This is a genomic window from Leifsonia sp. L25 (assembly GCF_050632895.1).
In genome coordinates this window covers 2,460,389-2,479,005 of the sequence record NZ_JBODRZ010000003.1, presented here as the reverse complement: position 1 = coordinate 2,479,005, position 18,617 = coordinate 2,460,389, and the positions used below count along the sequence as shown (strand labels likewise).

At 71.1% G+C, this 18,617-nt stretch carries 21 protein-coding genes and 2 pseudogenes; 16 read left to right on the top strand and 7 right to left on the bottom strand.

Going from position 1 to position 18,617, the window contains the following annotated elements; translation table 11 throughout:
• The first annotated feature begins 5 nt into the window (after window positions 1-5).
• From ACRAWC_RS16440 to ACRAWC_RS16410, 7 genes are all read left to right on the top strand, one after another.
• On the top strand, window positions 6-965 hold the full coding sequence (locus ACRAWC_RS16440) for a diacylglycerol/lipid kinase family protein (protein WP_431348683.1): 960 nt from the start codon (window positions 6-8) through the stop codon (window positions 963-965).
• Between the two features lie 313 nt (window positions 966-1,278).
• Window positions 1,279-1,716, top strand: coding sequence for a VOC family protein (locus ACRAWC_RS16435; protein WP_431348682.1), 438 nt, complete (start codon window positions 1,279-1,281; stop codon window positions 1,714-1,716).
• A gap of 228 nt (window positions 1,717-1,944) precedes the next feature.
• Complete coding sequence (locus ACRAWC_RS16430) at window positions 1,945-2,715, top strand: amino acid ABC transporter ATP-binding protein (RefSeq protein ID WP_431348681.1); 771 nt, start codon at window positions 1,945-1,947, stop codon at window positions 2,713-2,715.
• Window position 2,716: 1 nt separating this feature from the next.
• Window positions 2,717-3,355 carry an amino acid ABC transporter permease gene (locus tag ACRAWC_RS16425; protein ID WP_431348680.1) on the top strand — a complete coding sequence of 213 codons (639 nt, stop codon included), beginning with the start codon at window positions 2,717-2,719 and terminating at the stop codon, window positions 3,353-3,355.
• Window positions 3,352-4,023 (top strand): amino acid ABC transporter permease, encoded by a 672-nt coding sequence (locus tag ACRAWC_RS16420; protein ID WP_431348679.1) that lies wholly within the window; start codon window positions 3,352-3,354, stop codon window positions 4,021-4,023. The genes ACRAWC_RS16425 and ACRAWC_RS16420 overlap by 4 nt, the downstream gene beginning before the upstream one ends.
• 12 nt (window positions 4,024-4,035) lie before the next feature.
• Window positions 4,036-4,887, top strand: a complete 852-nt coding sequence (locus ACRAWC_RS16415; RefSeq protein WP_431348678.1) for a substrate-binding periplasmic protein — start codon at window positions 4,036-4,038, stop codon at window positions 4,885-4,887.
• Window positions 4,888-5,050: 163 nt separating this feature from the next.
• A complete protein-coding gene (locus ACRAWC_RS16410) occupies window positions 5,051-6,457 on the top strand; it encodes a DUF6421 family protein (RefSeq protein ID WP_431348677.1) in 1,407 nt (468 codons plus the stop codon).
• A gap of 71 nt (window positions 6,458-6,528) precedes the next feature.
• On the opposite strand, the gene ACRAWC_RS16405 is transcribed toward ACRAWC_RS16410, so the two are convergent.
• Both ACRAWC_RS16405 and ACRAWC_RS16400 read right to left on the bottom strand, forming a co-directional pair.
• A complete protein-coding gene (locus ACRAWC_RS16405; protein WP_431348676.1) occupies window positions 6,529-7,518 on the bottom strand; it encodes a LysR family transcriptional regulator in 990 nt (329 codons plus the stop codon).
• A 2-nt stretch (window positions 7,519-7,520) separates the two neighbouring features.
• Window positions 7,521-8,837, bottom strand: a complete 1,317-nt coding sequence (locus ACRAWC_RS16400) for a M20 family metallopeptidase (protein ID WP_431348675.1) — start codon at window positions 8,835-8,837, stop codon at window positions 7,521-7,523.
• A 95-nt stretch (window positions 8,838-8,932) separates the two neighbouring features.
• On the opposite strand from ACRAWC_RS16400, the gene ACRAWC_RS16395 reads away from it, so the two are divergent.
• The 5 genes and pseudogenes from ACRAWC_RS16395 (at window position 8,933) to ACRAWC_RS16375 (ending at window position 11,919) form a co-directional block, all read left to right on the top strand.
• Entirely contained in the window at window positions 8,933-9,880 is a 948-nt protein-coding gene (locus ACRAWC_RS16395) for a LysR family transcriptional regulator (protein WP_431348674.1), read from the top strand.
• A 131-nt stretch (window positions 9,881-10,011) separates the two neighbouring features.
• A pseudogene (locus ACRAWC_RS16390) lies at window positions 10,012-10,200 on the top strand (RidA family protein); the annotation flags it as partial.
• 28 nt (window positions 10,201-10,228) lie between these two features.
• A complete protein-coding gene (locus ACRAWC_RS16385) occupies window positions 10,229-10,477 on the top strand; it encodes a hypothetical protein (RefSeq protein WP_431349506.1) in 249 nt (82 codons plus the stop codon).
• The gene (locus ACRAWC_RS16380; protein WP_431349505.1) at window positions 10,474-11,211 is read left to right on the top strand and encodes a hypothetical protein; all 738 of its coding nucleotides are present in this window, start codon (window positions 10,474-10,476) and stop codon (window positions 11,209-11,211) included. The genes ACRAWC_RS16385 and ACRAWC_RS16380 overlap by 4 nt, the downstream gene beginning before the upstream one ends.
• Before the next feature lie 87 nt (window positions 11,212-11,298).
• Window positions 11,299-11,919 carry a trimeric intracellular cation channel family protein gene (locus ACRAWC_RS16375; RefSeq protein WP_431349469.1) on the top strand — a complete coding sequence of 207 codons (621 nt, stop codon included), beginning with the start codon at window positions 11,299-11,301 and terminating at the stop codon, window positions 11,917-11,919.
• A 4-nt stretch (window positions 11,920-11,923) separates the two neighbouring features.
• Here ACRAWC_RS16375 and ACRAWC_RS16370 read toward each other — a convergent pair whose 3' ends face one another.
• From ACRAWC_RS16370 to ACRAWC_RS16350, 5 genes are all read right to left on the bottom strand, one after another.
• Window positions 11,924-12,865, bottom strand: a complete 942-nt coding sequence (locus tag ACRAWC_RS16370; RefSeq protein WP_431348673.1) for a ribokinase — start codon at window positions 12,863-12,865, stop codon at window positions 11,924-11,926.
• A complete protein-coding gene (locus tag ACRAWC_RS16365; RefSeq protein ID WP_431348672.1) occupies window positions 12,862-13,812 on the bottom strand; it encodes a nucleoside hydrolase in 951 nt (316 codons plus the stop codon). Before ACRAWC_RS16365 ends, ACRAWC_RS16370 begins: the two co-directional genes overlap by 4 nt.
• Before the next feature lie 483 nt (window positions 13,813-14,295).
• Window positions 14,296-15,117, bottom strand: a complete 822-nt coding sequence (locus ACRAWC_RS16360; protein ID WP_431348671.1) for a DUF1206 domain-containing protein — start codon at window positions 15,115-15,117, stop codon at window positions 14,296-14,298.
• A 9-nt stretch (window positions 15,118-15,126) separates the two neighbouring features.
• Window positions 15,127-15,354 (bottom strand): hypothetical protein, encoded by a 228-nt coding sequence (locus tag ACRAWC_RS16355; protein WP_431348670.1) that lies wholly within the window; start codon window positions 15,352-15,354, stop codon window positions 15,127-15,129.
• Window positions 15,351-15,674, bottom strand: a complete 324-nt coding sequence (locus ACRAWC_RS16350) for a hypothetical protein (RefSeq protein ID WP_431348669.1) — start codon at window positions 15,672-15,674, stop codon at window positions 15,351-15,353. The genes ACRAWC_RS16355 and ACRAWC_RS16350 overlap by 4 nt, the downstream gene beginning before the upstream one ends.
• A gap of 420 nt (window positions 15,675-16,094) precedes the next feature.
• Here ACRAWC_RS16350 and ACRAWC_RS16345 point away from each other — a divergent pair, with 420 nt between their 5' ends.
• From ACRAWC_RS16345 to ACRAWC_RS16330, 4 genes and pseudogenes are all read left to right on the top strand, one after another.
• Entirely contained in the window at window positions 16,095-16,649 is a 555-nt protein-coding gene (locus tag ACRAWC_RS16345; protein WP_431348668.1) for a MarR family winged helix-turn-helix transcriptional regulator, read from the top strand.
• A pseudogene (locus tag ACRAWC_RS16340) lies at window positions 16,570-16,908 on the top strand (hypothetical protein); the annotation flags it as partial. The gene ACRAWC_RS16345 and the pseudogene ACRAWC_RS16340, both read left to right, overlap by 80 nt.
• A 491-nt stretch (window positions 16,909-17,399) precedes the next feature.
• On the top strand, window positions 17,400-17,951 hold the full coding sequence (locus tag ACRAWC_RS16335; protein ID WP_431348667.1) for an RNA polymerase sigma factor: 552 nt from the start codon (window positions 17,400-17,402) through the stop codon (window positions 17,949-17,951).
• 47 nt (window positions 17,952-17,998) lie between these two features.
• Entirely contained in the window at window positions 17,999-18,583 is a 585-nt protein-coding gene (locus ACRAWC_RS16330) for a hypothetical protein (protein ID WP_431348666.1), read from the top strand.
• Window positions 18,584-18,617 lie beyond the last annotated feature (34 nt).

The window sequence follows — 18,617 nt, the reverse complement described above, 5'->3', positions numbered from 1 at the left end:
GACGTATGAGTAGGGCCGCGATCGTGGTCAACCCGGTGAAGACCGACCCGGAACGGCTGCGGGAGGCCCTGGCGGCCGCCGAGCGCCGGCACGGCTGGGAGGACACCCTCTGGCTGGAGACGACGGCGGAGGACCCGGGCACCGGTCAGACCCGCCAGGCGATGGAGGAGGGCGTGGACGTGGTGATCGCGGCCGGCGGTGACGGCACCGTGCGCACCGTCGCCGAGGAGCTGCGCGGCACCGACACCCCGCTGGCGCTGCTGCCCTCCGGCACCGGCAACCTCCTCGCCCGCAACCTCTCGCTGACCCTGGACGACGTCGAGCACGCCCTCGACACCGCGTTCGACGGCACCGAGCGGGCGATCGACGTCGGCATCGCCGAGCTGCGCGACGGCCGCGACGGCACCGAGCGCCGCGCCTTCCTGGTCATGGCCGGGCTCGGGATGGACGCTCAGATGATCGCGGCGACCGACGAGGACCTCAAGGCGAAGGCGGGCTGGCTCGCCTACGTGCATGCGATCGGCAAGGTGCTGCGCGACAAGAACGAGCTGCGGCTGCGCTATCAGCTCGACGGCGGCCGGGCCCATACGATGCACGCCCACACGGTCATGATCGGCAACTGCGGGTCGCTGCAGGCCGACATCCTGCTGCTGCCGGACGCCGCGATGGACGACGGCATCCTCGACATCGTCGTGCTGCGCCCGGAGGACGTGCTGGGCTGGCTGCGGATCGCCGTCAAGATCTTCTGGGAGAACGGCGTGCTCCGCCGCACCACGGTCGGCCGCCGGTTCCTGCGCGACGACCACGAGGTGCACGCGATGAACTACCTCAAGGGCAAGGAGATCGTCCTGACCTCCAACCGTCCGGAACAGGTCGAGCTCGACGGCGACCTCTTCGGGGAAGTGAGCTCGATGCGGGTCCGGATCGACCCCGGCGCGCTGCGGGTCCGGGTCCCCCGGGAGTGAGCCGCCACCTCCCGTGACGCGCCGCGGGGACGGACGTATGCTTATGGTCCCCGTAGCTACGGGTATGGGGAAAACACGCCAGAGCCCGGCCGAGCGATCGGTCGGGCTCTGGTGCGTTCGGCTCTGCGAAACCCGCTGTTGCCAAGCGCGGATTTCCGATGCATGATGCAGCCGAAGGCAGGTGTTTTCCAGCCTGACCGGAGTTCGCGCGCGGCTGCCGGATTCCCGCTGTTACGGGGGTTTCCGCGGACGCACCGGGGCTGCGCGCGAGCCTCGGGCCCCGCGCCGCCGGCGAGTGGGTACCATGCGTCGCATGCCCATCACGCTCGACAACGTCGGCATCGCCGTACGCGACCTGGAGGCGGCGATCGCCTTCTTCACCGACCTCGGTCTGGAGGTCGTCGGCCGCGACACGGTCAGCGGCGAGTGGACGGACACCGCCGTCGGCCTCGACGGAAACCACGCGAACATCGCCCTGCTGCAGACGCCCGGCGGCCAGGGGCGCCTCGAGTTGTTCGAGTACCTGCACCCGGATCCGATCGAGACCGAACCGACCCTCCCGAACGAGATCGGCATGCACCGCGTCGCGTTCCAGGTCGACGACATCGACGCGGCGCTGGAGGTCGCGGCGAGGCACGGGTGCCATCCGCTCCGCGGCGTGGCCGACTACCGGGACGTGTACAAGCTGACCTACCTGCGCGGGCCGAGCGGCATCCTGGTGATGCTGGCGGAGGACCTCACGAAAGGCTGAGCGGAAGCCGTCCGGCCCCCAGCGAAAACACTCCTTACGCCACCCCAACCGACAGCGGCGCTCGTTCCGTAGCGCACGCGGCCGCGCCGCCGCATCCTGGATCCAGAACAATCCACGACAACGACGTCGCAGTGTTCCCGTCCCGTCCCCGCATCGCCGCGGGGGCCGGCCCCGCATCGGACACCGTCCCGGTCGATTGTCTCCACAGCCTCCAGGAACGAGTTCGACATGCTGGATTCAGATCACCGCGACGGGGTCGCCATAGCGTTGCGGTCCGTCGTCAAACGCTACGGCGAGCACACCGTCATCGACGACGTGTCGCTCTCCGTGCGGGAGGGCGAGGTCGTCGCGATCATCGGCCCGAGCGGCGCGGGCAAGAGCACGCTGCTGCGCTGCATCAACCTGCTGGAGGTGCCGGACAGCGGATGCGTCACCGTCGAGGGCACCCAGATCGACGCCGGCTCCGAGATCAAACGCAAGCAGCTCCAGGCGCTGCGCCGCGACGTCGGCATGGTGTTCCAGTCGTTCAACCTGTTCCCGCACATGACCGTCCTCCGCAACGTCAGCCTCGCGCAGGAGCGGGTGCTCGGCCGCAGCCGGGCCGAGGCCGACGCCCGGTCGATGGCACTGCTCGACCGGGTCGGCCTGGTCGACAAGGCGAGCCAGTTCCCCGGGCGTTGTTCGGGAGGGCAGCAGCAGCGCATCGCGATCGCCCGGGCGCTCGCGCTCGACCCGCACGTCATGCTGTTCGACGAGCCCACCTCCGCGCTCGACCCGGAGGTCGGGCTGGAGGTCCTGGCGGTGATGCGGGAGCTCGCGAAGTCCGGGATGACGATGGTCGTCGTCACGCACGAGATGCAGTTCGCGCGCGACGTCTCCGACCGCGTCGTCGTGATGGCGCAGGGCGCCATCCTCGAAGAAGGCGAGCCGGAGCAGGTGTTCACCGCGCCCGGCACCGAGCGGACCCGCCAGTTCCTGCGCGCGGTCCTGGAGCGCTGACATGGACCACCTCGCCGTCGTCGTCCAGGGCGTCCAGATGACGCTGCTGGTGACCGTGTGCTCCTTCGCCCTCGGCGCCGTAGGCGGCGTCCCGCTCGCCCTCGCCCGCCGCTCCCGCTTCGCGTCGCTGCGGTTCGCCGCCCGCGCCGTCATCGAGGTCGTCCGCGGCATCCCGCCGCTGGTGTGGCTGTTCATCCTGTACTTCGGGATCGGCAGCGGCGCGATCAAGCTCGACCCGTTCACGGCCGCGATCATCGGCTTCGGGGTCGTCACCTCCGCCTACCTGGCGGAGATCTACCGCGGCGGCCTCACCGCGATCAGCGACGGGCAATGGGAGGCCAGCGACGCCCTCGGGATGTCCCGCACGGCCACCCTCGCCACCGTGATCGGGCCCCAGGTGCTCCGGGTGTCCATCCCGGCCGCGGCGACGTACGCGATCGGGCTGCTCAAGGACTCCTCCATCGCCTCCGTGATCGGCGTGCAGGACATCGTCTTCTTCGCCGGCCAGGACGCCAGCCAGACCGCCAACGGGATCGTCCCGTTCCTCTGGGCCGCCGGCCTCTACATCGCCATGACCATCCCGTGCGCCTGGGTGACCCGGCGCCTCGACACCACGCTCCGAAAGAGGGTCGCACGATGAATCTCGTCGAGGACTGGATCCAGTTCTGGCCGCAACTGCTCGGCGGGCTCGGGGTGAGCCTGCGCCTCACCGGCGCCATTCTGGCCGTGGGGTTGCCGGCCGGCCTCCTGCTCGCGCTCGGCGCCGGCGTCCGCAGCCGGGCGCTGCGGATGACCACCATCGTCATCGTGGAGATCGGGCGCGGCACCCCTGCGCTGGTCGTGCTGCAACTCGTGTACTTCGGCCTCCCCACGGTCGGGGTCACCTTCGGCTCCTTCGCCGCATCGGTCATCGCCCTCGGCCTGACCACCGCGGCGTACACCAGCGAGATCATCCGTGGCGGCCTCCAGGCCGTGCCGGAGTCGGAGGTCGAGGCCGCGGACGCGCTCGGACTGAGCCGGCGGGACACGCTGCGCTACATCGTCATCCCGCAGGGCCTCCGGATCGCGATCCCGCCGCTCGTCGGGTTCTCGATCATGATCTTCCAGGCGACGTCGCTCGCCTACACCATCGCGGTGCCCGAGCTGATGTCGCAGGCCTACTCCATCGGCTCCACCACGTTCCGCTACCTGAGCATCCTCACCCTGGCCGGCCTCCTCTACGCGGCCATCACGATCCCGGCGAGCTGGTTGAGCACGCGTGTCGAGAAAGCCCTGGCGCCCCATCGCGCGCCGGTCCCCACCCCCTGAAGGAGCAGCACCATGCCACACCGCCCGAATCGCATCGTCGCAACCGCAGCAGCCGCAGCGCTCGTCGTCCTCGCCACCGCCCTCACGGGATGCGCGGCCTCGACCGGGAGCACCGGCGTCGCGGCCGGCTGCAAGCCGAAGGACACGTTCAGCACGATCAGCAAGGGAACGCTGACCGTCACCCTGTCCGCCCTGCCGCCGTTCATCACCTCCCAGGGCACCTCGCTCGGCGGGATCGACGGCGACATCCTCAACGCCTTCGCCAAGGAGGAGTGCGTGACCGTCACCGCGACTCCGGTCGCGACCGCGGCGGTCATCCCCGCCGTGCAGACCGGACGCTCGGACGTCGCCGCCGGGTCGTGGTGGCGGTCGGCCTCCCGCGCCAAGATCGTCGGGCTGACCGAGCCGGTGTACCTCGACCAGATGGCCTTCGTGTCGAAGGAGGGCTACGACTCTGTGTCCTCGCTGAAGGGCAAGACCGTCGGCACGGTCGACGGCGACCTGTGGGTCGGCGAGGCGAAGGCCTACTACGGCGACGGCCTCAAGATCTACAAGTCGACCACCGACATGTACCAGGACCTCAAAGCCGGGCGCCTGCAGGTCGCGATGGACAGCTTCGGCTCCGGGTCGTTCAACGCCCCGAACCTGAAGGTGAAGGTCGCCAAGCCGGACTCGGTGATCGGCGCCTCCCTCCAGCCGCCGCAGACCACCTTCCCGATCTCCTTCGACAACCCGGCGCTGCTGAAGGCCCTGGACGGCTTCATCACCACGATCAAGGCGAACGGTCAGCTCGCGAAGATCCTCCAGTCTCACGGGCTGCCCGGCTCGGCCGCGAACACGGGGGCGCCGCGGCTGATCAGCTGACGCCTGCTCCCCACCCCAGGCACCCCCGACTCCCAGACCGGCGGCGGGCGATGCGACCTCGACACCGTCGCCCGCCGCCTTCCACACCCCTGCTTTCCACACCCCTGCTTTCCATGCCCCTGCTTTCCATGCCTCTGCCCGCCATCGCCACGAAAGGGATCTGATGAACACCGAGCTCGAGTACGCCGCCACCGCGACGCCGAACCGTGACCGCCTGCGCGCGAACCCCGACTGGCTCGCTCTGAAGCAGGCCGCCATCGACCTCCAGCAGCTCCAGGTGAAGGACGGCTCGCTCGACGAGCTGGCCAGCCGCACCTGGGCGGTGGAGCTGGTGCGCTCCATCCGCGGGTCGGTCGCGGCGCTCGCACCCCTGTTTCCGCACGACGCGGCGTATCTGGCCGCGCTGGACCGGGACTTCGCGCGCTGGGCCCACGAGGGATTCGGGGTGCCGGACTTCCGGGACTCCCTCGTCGCCTTCCAGCCGCAGCTCCACCGGGAGGACGGGCTCGCGCACCTGGTCGTGTTCCCGATGTACACGCAGAACGGGAGCACGAACCGGTTCGTCGAGGCCGTGCTGGTGGAGGTGATCTGGCCCGACTTCATCGGCGAGCTGGAGCAGCGGTACACCAACGCCTTGTTCGTTTCGCTGTCGTTCATCGACTTCACCCCGGGCTACGACACGAACTCCGCGGTGCTGTTCCCGGAGAGCGTGTCGGTGGCGGAGATCCCCACGTTCACGTGGGGTGCGATCTTCCAGGACCGGGAGGCCGCCCGCTACCGGCGGGTCGTGGCCGCTGCCGCACAGATCACGAAACTGGAACTCCCGGAGGATGCCGCCCTCATGCTGGAGGACCAGCGCCTGACGGAGGAGACGTTCGTGATGTGGGACATCATCCACGACCGCTCCCACATGCGCGGCGACCTGCCCTTCGACCCGTTCATGATCAAACAGCGGATGCCGTTCTTCCTCTACTCGCTGGAAGAGCTGCGCTGCGACCTGACCGCGTTCCGCGAATCCGTCCGCCTCCAACGCGAACTCGGCGCCCTGCCCGAATCGGAACTGTCCCCGGCGCAGAAACAGATCCGCGACCACGCCAAACTGGTGCAGTACGCGGTGACCTTCGACCGGATCTTCCGGTTCGCGATCACCGGCAGCCGCATCCGAAACTACGACGGCCTCGGCGGCCAGTTGCTGTTCGCCTGGCTGCACCAGCACAACGTGCTGCACTGGACCGACACCCAGCTCACCATCGACTGGGATCAGGTCCCCGACGTGGTCATCGCCCTCTCGGACCGCATCAACGACCTGTACTGGCGCTCCATCGACCGGCCCAAAGTCGCGCACTGGCTCGCCGCCTACGACATGCTCACCCAGACCCTGACCCCGAACCCGGCGTCGGTGTGGGCACGCGGACTGCCGGACGAAGTCCTCGCCGGACCACCCAAGGGATACACCGACGCCGTCCTGGACGACGAATTCCCCCTCTCCATGTTCTACGAAGCCCTCAACAAGAAGATGGCCACCGTCATCCAATCCACCTCCGGCATCACCGGGGAGAGCGACGCCTGACCCACTGCAATTCGTGCCGAATGTCGGCTTTCGCCTCGCGAAAGTCGACATTCGGCACGAAGGTGCAGGGGCTACCCCGCCGCAGCGACGCGCTGGGCGAGGTACTCGACTTCCGCGACGCGACGGCGCTGGGCGCCGGGCGCAGAGACCCCGGCCTCCTTGTCGATGAGGGCCCGCACCGTCGCGGACATCGCCGCCACCGAGTCGGCCGCCAGCGTGCTCTCGTGCTCCGCGCGGTGCAGCGCGAGCACATGGCGGCGCAGGCCGCCGTCGAGGGGCAGCAGGTGCGTCCCGTCCGCGGGAGCCGCGGACAGCGCGGGCACGAGGGCGATGCCGATCCCGGCCTGGACCATGCCGCGCACGGAGTCCGCGCGGGCGCCGCGCATCGCGATGAGCGGGTCGAAGCCCGCTCCCCCGCACAGACGGATCAGGCAGCTGTCGCCGGCGGAGCCCTCCCGCGTCGAGACCCACGTCTCGGCGGCGAGCTGGTCGATCTGCGCGGAGTCCGCGCCCGCGAGGACGTGCGACTCCGGGACCATCAGGAACAGCTCTTCGTCCAGCAGCGGCGTCATCGTCGCAGCGGTGGGCCAGCGCTGGGGCACCAGGTCGTACTCGTAGACGACCGCCACGTCCAGCAGCGCGTCGCGCAGCTTGGCAACCAGCTCGTCCGGTTCGCCCTCGTCGAGGGCGAGGTCGACGTTCGGGTGCGACCGGCGGTAGTCCGCCAGGCTGCACGGGAGCAGGCGCTCGTTCACCGCCGCGAAGCCGCCGATGCGGAGCCGGCCGAAGCCTCCCGAGCTGAGGCCGCGCATGTCGTCCTCCAGCGCGCCGAGCGCCATCAGGATGTCATGGGCGCGTTCGGCCAGGAAGAGCGCCGCGGCGGTCGGCCGGATGCTGTGCGCGTCACGCTCGAACAGGGTCGCCCGGAGGCTGTGCTCCAGGGCGGCGACCTGCTGCGAGACGGCGGACCCGGTGTAGCCGATCTGGCGCGCGGCGTCCGCGAACGAGCCGGTGCGGACGACGACGGACAGCGTGCGGAGATGGACCGGGTTGAGCAGCATCGTCAGGTTCCGTCGAAAGAAGTCGAGGAGAGCGCGCTGACCGGCGCGGCCAGCAGCCGCTCCACGTCGACACGGCCGCCCGCCGCAGCGAAGTCGCGGTCGACGGCGTCGCGGAGCACCGGGTCGGCGAGGTAGTCCGCCATCGTGGCGGCGAGACCGGCGGCGCTGTCGATCACGGCGGCGTCGCCGAGCGGGCTGACCGCCTGGCGGCCGAACCGCGCCGTGTGCATGACGATCGGCTTCGGCGAGATGCTGACGGTGGGGTGGATGGAAGGCCGCCGGACGCTCACGTTGCCGAGATCGGTGGACCAGCCGCCGCCGACGAGCCCGGGCGGATCGAGCACGATCCTGCGGCCGCGCGCCGACATGTGGGTGAAGTACCGCGTGGCGAGCACGGAATTGCTGCGCACCGGCAGGTAGGCGGGGAACGGGTCCCACCGGGCCTCGAGGCGGGTGCCTGTGGCGAGGGCGGCGCCGTCGAGGATGCGCTGCACGCGCTCCGAGAGGTCGACGAGCTCGTCCAGGGACTCCGAACGGACCTCGACCGTCAGCGCCGCGGTCTCGGGGACGACGTTGGTGGCGGCGCCGCCGTTGGTGATGATGGCATGCAACCGGTCGGTGGCGGGGATGTGCTGACGCAGTGCGGCGACACCCTGATACGCCGCGACCACGGCGTCGAGGGCGTTGAGGCCCTCGTGCGGCGCGGAGGAGGCGTGCGCCGCGACGCCGTGGAAGGTGGCCTCCACGTCGCGCACGGCGAGGGAGGTGAAGGACGCCACCTCATCGGGCCCGGTGAACGGGTGCACCATCACGACGGCGTCGATGTCGTCGAACGCGCCTGCCCGCTCCAGCACCTCCTTGCCGCCGCCGTTCTCCTCCGCCGGCGTCCCGAGGAGGACGACGGAGCCGCCCAGCTCCGGAAGCTGCGCGCTCACGCCGAGGAAGGCTCCGACGGCCGCGGCGCAGATGACGTTGTGTCCGCAGCCGTGCCCGACCTCCGGCAGCGCGTCGTACTCGGCGAGCACCGCGATCCGCGGACCGCCTGTGCCGGCCTGGACGCGCAGCGCGGTCGGCATCCCGAACACACCGACGGTCGGCGCGAAGCCGTGCCGGCGGAGGAACTCGGACACGATGGCGGCCGAGCGGTGCTCCTCGAACCCGACTTCCGGCGTGGAGTGGATGCAGTGGCTGAGCCCGATCAGGTCGGACCTGGCCTGGTCGATCGCGTGCTCGACGGCCCGGAGGACGTGGCCGCGTGCGCCGACCGTGTGCGGCGCGGCGGTCGCCGGGGCTTCGGCGGAGGAGCGTTCAGGTGACATCGTCGTCTACTCGATTCGGGGGCGAGAGTTGAAGCTTTTTCTTACGATAATCCTTAGACTGTCGTAAGTACAACTAATCATGGAAGAATGTGCGCATGACGGACAACTCGCTCCCGGACGTCCCCCGCCTGCGCGTGCTCAGCGAGGTGGCGCGGCAGGGCTCGCTCGCCGGGGCGGCACGGACGATCGGCATCAGCTCCTCGGCGGTCTCGCAGCAGATCAGCATCCTCGAGCGGGAGGCGGGCGTGAAGCTCCTCGACCGCTCCCCTCGCGGTGTCGGACTCACCGGCGCCGGCGAGATCCTGGTCGAGCACGCCCGCCGCATCCTCCGCCTGCTGGAGGCCACACGCGCCGAAATGGACCAGCTCAGCGGCGAGCTCGCGGGCCGCGTCCGCATCGGCGCCATCCCGTCCGTCGCCCGCTTCGTGCTGCTCCCGGTCGCCGAGAGCCTGGCCGCCGACGCTCCCGACGTCGAGCTGACCGTCAACGTCATCGAGCCTTCGGAGAGCATCGACCTCCTGCTCGGCGGCGCGCTCGACGTCGCGATCATCGACCTCTACGACAACGTGCCGATGGCGTTCCCCGACTACCTGCACACGACCGAGCTCCTGCGGGAGCCGCTCGTGCTCGTCGTTCCGCCCACGTTCGAGATGCCGTCGAAGGTACGGCTGGCCGACCTCAAGAACGAACCGTGGGTGATGCCCGACGAGCTCGGCGCCTGCGGGCAGGCGGTGCGGTTCGCCTGCCGGTCGGAGGGGTTCGAGCCGAACGTGCGCTGGCACACTGCGGACCTCCTCCTGCTGGTCGAGTCGATCTCGCGCGGCCGCGGCATCTCGGTGCTGCCGCCGCTGTCGATCGACCGCGGCGTCGCTCCGGTGAGCATCCACTCGCTCGACCGGCCCCACCTCGGCCGCCGGGTCCTGGCGGTCACGCGGGCGGCGGACGAGCGCCGCCCGATCGTCCGCGCGGTGCTGGACGAGATCCGCCAGGCCGCGGCCACCCAGAAAGCCGTGATCCAGGCGGCGGCCACAGCCGGGAACTGACCGGGGCGGCCCAGCCGAAGGATCCCTTGCGGCAGCATCAGCGACCGCCGCGCTCGGAACGGTGCGCTCGCCCCCGTCGACTCGCAGACTGGTGATCGAACCCACATCACCGGCTTTCAGAGGAGAAGATCATGACCGCCGAACGACTCATCGCACAGGTTCCTGGCCACTGGCAGGTGCCCGGCCACTTCACCATCAACCACAGCCACGGCATCCGGGTCGGCGACATGATCTGGGTCGGCGGCCAGGAGGACCTGGACGAGCACGGCAACGTGCGGCACCCCGGCGACATCGAGGCGCAGTGCCACGCGGTGATGCAGTCCCTGCAGGCGGTCATCGAGGACCTCGGTGGGACGATGGGCGACGTGGTCCACGTTCAACACGTTCTACTCGGGCGAGCTCAGCGTCGAGGAGTGGCAGCGCACCTACGACATCCGGTTCAGCTACTTCCCGAAGCCGGGTCCGACCGCGACCGGCATCCTGATCGGCAAGGAGCTGAACATCCCCGGAATCCGGGTGGAGGTCAACGCCGTCGCCGTCGTCGGCAGCGCCGCTCGCGACACCGCGCGACCGGTCGTGGCCTCGGTGTCGGCATGACCGCACGGACACTCGGCGTCATCCTCTGCGACCTCGACTCGTACGCGGTCGACGACCTCGACTGCGTCGAGGCCGGCGCCCCGGCGATCAGCGCCAACCCGGTCGGCTTCTTCGAGAACCCGGCGAGCTGGCCGGGCATCCCGGTGTCCTACGCCGTCGCGCGCGGCGCCCGGGTGGAGCAGCTCGTCGCCGGCGACCCGGTCGCGATCGACGCCTTCTGGCGCGCCAGGGAACGGCTGGCGCACTGCTCGCTGATCATCACGGACTGCGGTTTCTTCTACTACGCCCGCCAGTCCGGCCTCCCGACCGCGAACACCCTCACGAGCAGCCTGGACCTCCTGCCGCTCGCCGCGACCCTGACCGGCAGACGGATCGGCGTGCTCACCGTGTCCGCGCCGCTCGCCACCCGGATGCTCGCCTCCGACCCGCTGCACCCGCGCCTGACGATCGTCGGGCTGGAGGACCAGCCGGGCTGGAACGGCATCCTCACGAACGACCACGCGTTCGGCAACGGCTGGGACCTCGACACGCTGCGCACGGGCGTGGAAGCCGTGCTCGAACGCGAGTGCGCGCCGGGCGGCCGGCTCGACGGCATCGGCGCGCTCGTGCTGGAGTGCACGCTGCTGCCCGAGTTCCGGCGGACGATCGCGCAGTACACGAACGCGCCGATCCTCGACATCGCGTCGTTCGCCCTCAGCGCGCTCGGGCCGGGGTTCGACCGCGGCGCGGCGTGAGCCGTCACCGTCGCCCGTGAGAGGCTGTCCTCTGCCCGCCGGAGCGGCGGCGACGCGACGGGCGTGGCCCCGGTGAGTGAGGTGCAGCTGGTGGTCCCCCTCGTCCTCGACCTGCTCGGCACCTTCTTCTTCGCCATCTCGGGCAGCCTGCTCGCGGCCCGGCGCGGCTTCGACATCGTCGGGTCGCTGCTGCTCGGTTCGCTGACCGGGCTCGGCGGCGGGGTCATCCGGGATGTCGTCCTCGGGGTCACCCCGAACGCGTTCGCGAAGCCGATCTACCTCGCGCCGCCCGTCGTGGCGGCCGTGCTCGTCTACGTCCTGTTCGGCGCCGTGCAGCGGTTCTCGCGCACGTTGCTGGTCTTCGACGGCGGAGGCCTCGCGCTGTTCTGCATCACCGGCACCGTGATCGCGCTCGAGCGCGGCGCGAACCCGATCGCTGCGGCAGTGCTCGGCGTGACGTCCGCGGTCGGCGGCGGCCTGCTCCGGGATGTGGTCGCCAACCGCGACCCGCGGCTCTTCGACCCGCACGACGTCTACGCGGTGCCGGCGATGCTCGGTGCGGCGATCATCGCCGTGCTGTGGAACCTCGGCGGTTACAACCCGTGGACCGAAGCCGCGGTCGCGGCGCTGGTGTTCGCATTCCGGATGCTGTCGCTGCGGTTCCGCTGGCACGTGCCGCTGGCGGCGTCCTCGCGTCACACGGCCTGACGGCTCACCGCGCCTCGTACGGCGCCGGCCCCGCGAGGAAGGCCGCGAGCTGCTCGGGATCCGGGTACGACGCCTGTGCGCCGGGATGCGCGGCCGCGTACCCGCCGACGCCCACGGCGAACCGCGCGGCGTCCACCAGCGCGTCGCCCTCCGCCAGCCGGACGAGCAGCGAGCCCATGAAGGCGTCGCCCGCGCCCGTCGTGTCGACGGCTGTGATCCGCACCGCGGCGACGTGCGCGGGGGCCGCGTCCCCGTCGACGATCAGGCAGCCGTCCGCCCCGCGGGTGACGACCGCGCGAGCGATCCCGAGCCCGGCGAATCCGTCGCGCACGGCGGCGGGGTCGGACGCGACTGCGCCCTCCGCCAGGCCGAGGAGCGCCTCCGCCTCCCCCTCGTTGACGAGCAGGACGTCGGCGACCGGGACGAGGTCGCGCGCGGCCGCCCCCAACGGAGACGGGTTGAGGACGACCGTCACGCCGGCCGCGTGGGCACGCTCGGCGGCGCCCCGCACGGTCGCAGGCGGCACCTCCAGGCAGAGGCCGAGCACGGCCGCGCCGTCGAAGACGTTGTCCGGGAGGTCGTCCGGCGTGAGCGAGCCGTTGGCGCCCGCGGAGACCACGATGGTGTTCTCGCCGTCCTCGGCCACGGTGATGAGGGCCGTGCCGGTCGCCGCGCCGTCGCGGACGGCCACGTGGGACGTGTCCACGCCTGCCGCCGCCACGGCCGAGCGCAGCAGCTCGCCGTGCGCGTCCGCCCCGACCGCGCCGACCATCGCGACGTCGCCGCCGATCCGGCCGGCGGCCACGGCCTGGTTGGCGCCCTTGCCGCCCGCGCCGACGAGCAGGTCGCCTCCGGAGACGGTCTCGCCCGCCCGGGGGAACCGCTCCGTGCGCACGACCAGGTCGGCGTTCAGAGAACCGACGACGACGATCCTGCCCGAAGTCACCGCCCGGCCTCCGGGTCGCCGATGCGCTCCAGCGCGTCGACCACGAGGCCCCAGAACCGCTCGCGGTCGAGCTCGAGCGCGGCCCAGGTCGCACAGTCGTCAGGAGCGGGCCTGCGGCGGTCGGCCACGGTCATCCCGGTGGTCAGCCGCCCCTGCGTCTCGATCGCGATGGGCATCCGCTCGGCGCGCACGATCGTGGGGTCGATCACGTAGGCGACCGCGCACGGGTCGTGGACGGGCGGGCTGTCGAAGCCCTGCGTCTCCGAGTAGGTGCGTCCGAAGAAATCGAGCAGCTCGCCGACGAACCGTGCGGGAGCCGTGCCGACCGCGGCGATGCGCTCGCGGACCTCCGGGGTCGCGAGTGCCTGGTGGGTGAGGTCGAGGCCGACCATGACGACCTTCCAGCCGGCGCTGAAGACGATGTCCGCGGCCTCCGGGTCGATCACGATGTTGAACTCGGCGACCGGGCTCCAGTTGCCCACCTGCACGCCGCCGCCCATGAGGACGACCTGCTTGACGCGCTCCACGATCCGAAGCTCGCGACGCACGGCGAGCGCGATGTTCGTCAGCGCGCCGGTCGGGACGAGCGTGACGGTGCCGGGCTCGTGGGCCATCACGGTCTCGACGATGAGGTCGACCGCGTGGCGGACGTCGAGCTCGATCAGCGGCTCCGGGAGCACGGGCCCGTCGAGGCCGGACTCGCCGTGGATGTCCGGCGCGACCTCGATCGGGCGCACCAGCGGGCGGTCGGAGCCGGCAGCGAACGGGACGCCGGCGATTCCGGCGACGCGCGCGACGGACAGCGCGTTGCGGGTGACCTTGCCGAGGGTCTGGTTGCCTGCGACGGTCGTCACGGCGAGCAGCTCGATCTGCGGGTTTCCGTGGGCGAGCATGAGCGCGATGGCGTCGTCGTGACCGGGATCGCAGTCGAGGATGATCTTCTCCATCGGATGGAGCCTCCGCTTCTTCAGGGAACGTGAACCGTTTGACACCATAAGCCCGGGTCTTCAGGACCGTGCCCCTCATCGACGGCGGCGACGCCCCGGAGACCGAGCAGCTCCCCGCCGAGCTCGTCATGCGCGCGTCGACCGGCTGACGGCGCGCGTCATACTCCCCGGCGCCGGCGCTCTCTCAGGAGCGTCGGCGATAAGAGGAGACACGATGACGATGGCCGAGACGCAGCCGGATCCGCAGGGGGCCCCCGCGACAGCGTGAGTTTCCAGGTCTCCACGGCGCTCCGGGCCCGCGCACGGGAGACCTACCGGAGGACGGCCGCGGCCGAGCACGACCGGTCCTGGGCGCACTTCCTCGCCAAGGCCGTCCTCCACGAGGTCGAGCGACGCGAGCGGCTGCACAACGCGGGAGGCCGGTACCCGGTCGTCGACGAGCCGCTACGGCCCGGTCGAGGCAACCGGAGGGTCTTCTCGGCCTCAGAACCGCGCGAGCCACGCCCGCGCCATGTTGTAGACGCCGGACGCGATGAGCCCGAGCCCCACCACGACGATCGCGACGCCGCCGAACGGGAGCTCCTGCAACGCGCCCAGCCCGCCCGCCAGGCCCGTCGCGGTCGCGGGCTGCGCGCGGACCGCCGCGAGGATGAAGGCGACGCCCGCGAGCACGACCACGATGCCCTTCGCGATGTAGCCCACCACGCCGAGGACGACGATCACATGCCCGGCGGCGCCGCTCGGCACCTCGATGTCCTGGCGGAAGCGGCGCCGGACCCCCTTGACGACGAAGTAGCAGCCGACGGCGCCGGTCACCAGGCCGAGGACGCCCAGCCCGAGCTGACCTCCGGGTGAGGCCAGGATCCCCGCGCTGACCTGACGGGTGGTCGTGCTGGCGTGCGACGGATGGCCGTCGGCGAAGGCGACGGCGGTGAAGCCGAGGACGGCGTAGGCGACCGCCTTGCTCACGTACTCCGCGCGCGCGAGCCAGCGGTCGGCCGTCGACGCGGCTCTGACCAGGACGGTCTCGATCAGGAGCCAGAGCGCGAGGGCGAACAGCCCGATGGCAGCGATCCAGAGGACGATGAAGCCACCGGGGATCTTCGCCACCTCGGCGAGCGCACCGCTCTGGTCCGGCTCCCCGACATGAGCCGCCCCGAGCTGGATGGCCAGCCCGCCGAGCAGGACTTGGACGAGCCCGCTCGCGGCGAACCCGCCACGAGCCGGATACTCGAGGAACTTGCTGTCGCCCGCTGTGCGGGCGGCCTTCCGGATCTGGGCTTTGCCCTCCGTCGCGGCGCTCATGAGCGAAATCTAGTCCTCCTGGACGCTGCGCAGCACCGTCCAGCCGTCGTCGGGGCCGATGGCGAGTTCGCCGTCGCCCTCCGGCGAGTGTGCGAAGAACACCGCGGAGCCCGGCTGTTCGCCGGGTCCGCCGTACGTGGAGAGCAGGTCGTCGCCGGCCGGCGAACGGAGGACGTAGGCACGTTTCGGGACGAGTTCGCTCCAGTCGGTCACGGCCTCCTCGGCGTCGTCGGTCATGCCCGGCGCAGCAGCCACCCGATGAGCCCTGTCTTCTGCGGCCGGAACCAGTTCGCGTAGACCGCGATCTTGGCGTCGGCGAGAGCGGCGAAGGAGCCGAGCGACCGTCCGTCGCCGGCCGACGCGGTGAAGCCGTCGTCCGTCTGCTCGATCATGCCGAGGTAGGCCGACGGGGTCTCGGCGACCCAGAGCCCGGCCACCGGCTGACGCCACGCGAGGTGCTCGCTCTGACCGGGCGCTGAGGCCGTGCGGACGCTGTGGCGCACCCGGGTCTCGGAGCGCTGCGGAAGCGGGCGAGCTGCCTTGACCGCGATCGTCATGACTTTCCCTTTCGGCCGAACGGTGGTGCGAGATTCGTTGAAGTAACTAGAGCTTCTAGCTAATCGACGGTCTAAGCAACTTTCGGCCGGGGGTTGATTCGGGGGCTTCGGCCTGCTACTGATGCGACGATCGAGCATCTAGAAATCCATGTAGCTAGACGCCCTAGCGATCAGCTAGGCTCATCCCGCACGGCCATCCCGATCCGCTACGAGTTCGACAGCGCGGACCTCGGCGGCCTGAACAGCGCGTGGCTCAACAGCATGATCGAGATGTCGGGGCGCACCAGCGGGTTGCTGGTGACAGAGGAGCCGACCGATCTGGGCCGATACCGTGACCGCCGTGGCCGTTCCGGTGAGCGGAGCGTCGCGGTCGGCTAGTCGCTAGACTCTCTAGCTTGTAGATGGTCTATCATCTGTTGCATGACGACGGACAGCACGCGTCCGGCGCCCCACTACTGGTACAGCGCCGAGACGGACCGCGAGCGGGCGATCGAGGTCCTGGAGCACCTGCGCGCCTACGGCGAGGCCGACAGCGCCATGCAACGCCGGTCCGAGAAGGCCATGCGGATGAACGAGAACGACATCTCGGCGCTCCGCTACCTGCTCCGGGCGAGTGAGCACGGGACGACGGTCGGGCCGCGCGAGCTCGCGGAGTACCTGGGCATCCAGAGCTCGTCCATCACCGTCCTCCTCGACCGCCTCGAGAAGGCCGGTCACATCCGCCGGGTCCCCAGCCCCTTCGACCGCCGCGCGCTCATCATCGAGCCGACGGTCCCCACCGACCGGCTCCAGCGCACCATCCTCGGCGACGTCCGCGAGGAGCTGGTCGAGGTCGCGTCGAACCTGACTCCGGAGGACGCGGAGACCATCGTGGACTTCATGGACCGCCTCCGGGATGCGGTCGACCGGATCGACACGCCCGCCGCCGCCGGTGCGACGACGACGCAGCGGGCGGCCAAGGCGGGCTCCCGCTAAGCTCGACCCGATGAGCGAGGCGCCCTGGTACGACACGGCGCCCCCGCACGCCGTCCGTGTCATCGCCTCGCTGCGCGAGTACCGCACTGCGGAGCAGGCCATGCGCCGCCGCGCCCGCGAGTCGATGCGGATGGGTGAAGCCGATCTGAAGGCGCTGCGCTTCCTCCTGAAGGCCGAGGCCGACGGCCGCTCCGCGACCCCCGTCGAGCTCGGTGCTCACCTGGACATCAAATCCTCCTCGGTCACCGCCATGCTCGACCGCCTCACCGCGTCCGGCCACGTCACCCGCCACCCGCACCCGCAGGACCGGCGCAGCCTGACGATCCGTGCCACGCCGGGAGCGGACGAGGAGGTCAGGCACACCCTGGCGGACATGCACCGGCGGATGCTCGATGTCGCAACGGAGCTCGACCAGCGGGGGCGGCAGCGGTCGCCGGGTTCCTGGCGCAGCTCACGGCGGTCGCGGACCAGGGCGAACGGGGCTCCGGGGACTGACAGACGCGCACGAGGCCGCCGCGGCCCGTCCCGTCACCCTTCGGATGACCGTGTCCCAAACCGGCCACCCGCCTGTCCCAGATCGGCTTTCGAGCGTTCGCGCGCGGAAATAGGTTCTTTCCGTCCCTGTGCCGCCCCCGCGGAGCACTCGATCCGGCGCCCGATCCGGACCCCTCCGCACAGCAGGGCGGCCCTCTCCCGAATCGTCGGGGCGGCCTCCCTCGTCGCGCGCGGCCGTCCCCGGAAGGAACCGCCATGCGCCCGTACCCAGACACCGCCGTCGACGACGACCTCGTCGCCCGCAGCCGAGCAGGCGACACCGCGTCGTTCGCCGAGCTCTGGCGCCGCCACTCCGACGCCGGGCGCCGGTTCGCGGCCTCCCTGACCTCCGCCTTCGACGCCGACGACCTCGTGGCGGAGGCGTTCGCCCGGATCTTCCGGGCGCTCCGGAACGGCAACGGGCCGGTCCGCGGCTTCCGCGCCTACCTCTACACCACGATCCGCAACGCAGCCGCCGCCTGGGGGTCCGCCCGGCAGGAGGTCGCCGTCGAGGACCCGGGGGCGTACGGCGACGAGCCGTGGACCGACGAGCACCTGGACGTGCTCTGGGAGCGGTCGCGTGTCGCCGCCGTGCTCGGCGGACTGCCGGAGCGGTGGCGGAACGCCCTGTGGTACAGCGAGGTGGAGCAGCTGACGTCGTCGGAGGTCGCCGGCGTTCTCGGCATCTCGCCGAACGCGGCCGCCGCCCTCACCTATCGCGCGCGCGAGGGCCTGCGCCGCGCGTGGGCCGCCCAGCTCGCCGCGTGACGGGCAGCCCTCCCGCGCCGCTTCCCCTCATGGAGGAGCTTCGGCACATGACGCTCCCGGACGGCCGGGTGTCGTCCTTCACGACGGGTGATGCGGACGAGGCGCGCGCGGTCGCGTCGAAGATGTTCTACGGCGGCGCCATCCGCCCGGCCGGCCGCGGGCTCGGCTTCGAGTGCCGGGTCGTGGGCACCCGCGTCGGGCCCGTCTCACTCGGCCTGGTCGGCTTCGGCACGCGGGTGACGATCGGCTTCCGAGGCGTCGAGGGCTCGTACGGGGTGAGCGTCCCGACGCTCGGGCCGTTGGAGCAGTACGTCGGCTCGCACCAGTTCACGGCGAACCCCGACGTCGCCTCGGTCTCCGGGCCGTTCGACGCGCTGGAGGTCGACGGCTGGGAGTCCCCGGGCGACCGGCTCGCACACCTGCGGTTCGACCGCGCCGTGCTGGAGGGCGAGCTCGGGCGCATGCTCGGCGTCGACGCGGTGGACGAGATCCGCTTCCCCTCCTTCTGGACGTCCGGACCGGACGGGGCGCCGAGTGGATGCGCCTCGCGCGCGTGCTGCTCGGCACGTTGGAGAGCCCGGGCGGCCTGGCCGGCAACACGCTGTTCTCGACGCAGCTCACGAGCGCGCTGATGACCGGCCTGCTGCTGGCGACGGACCCTCAGTA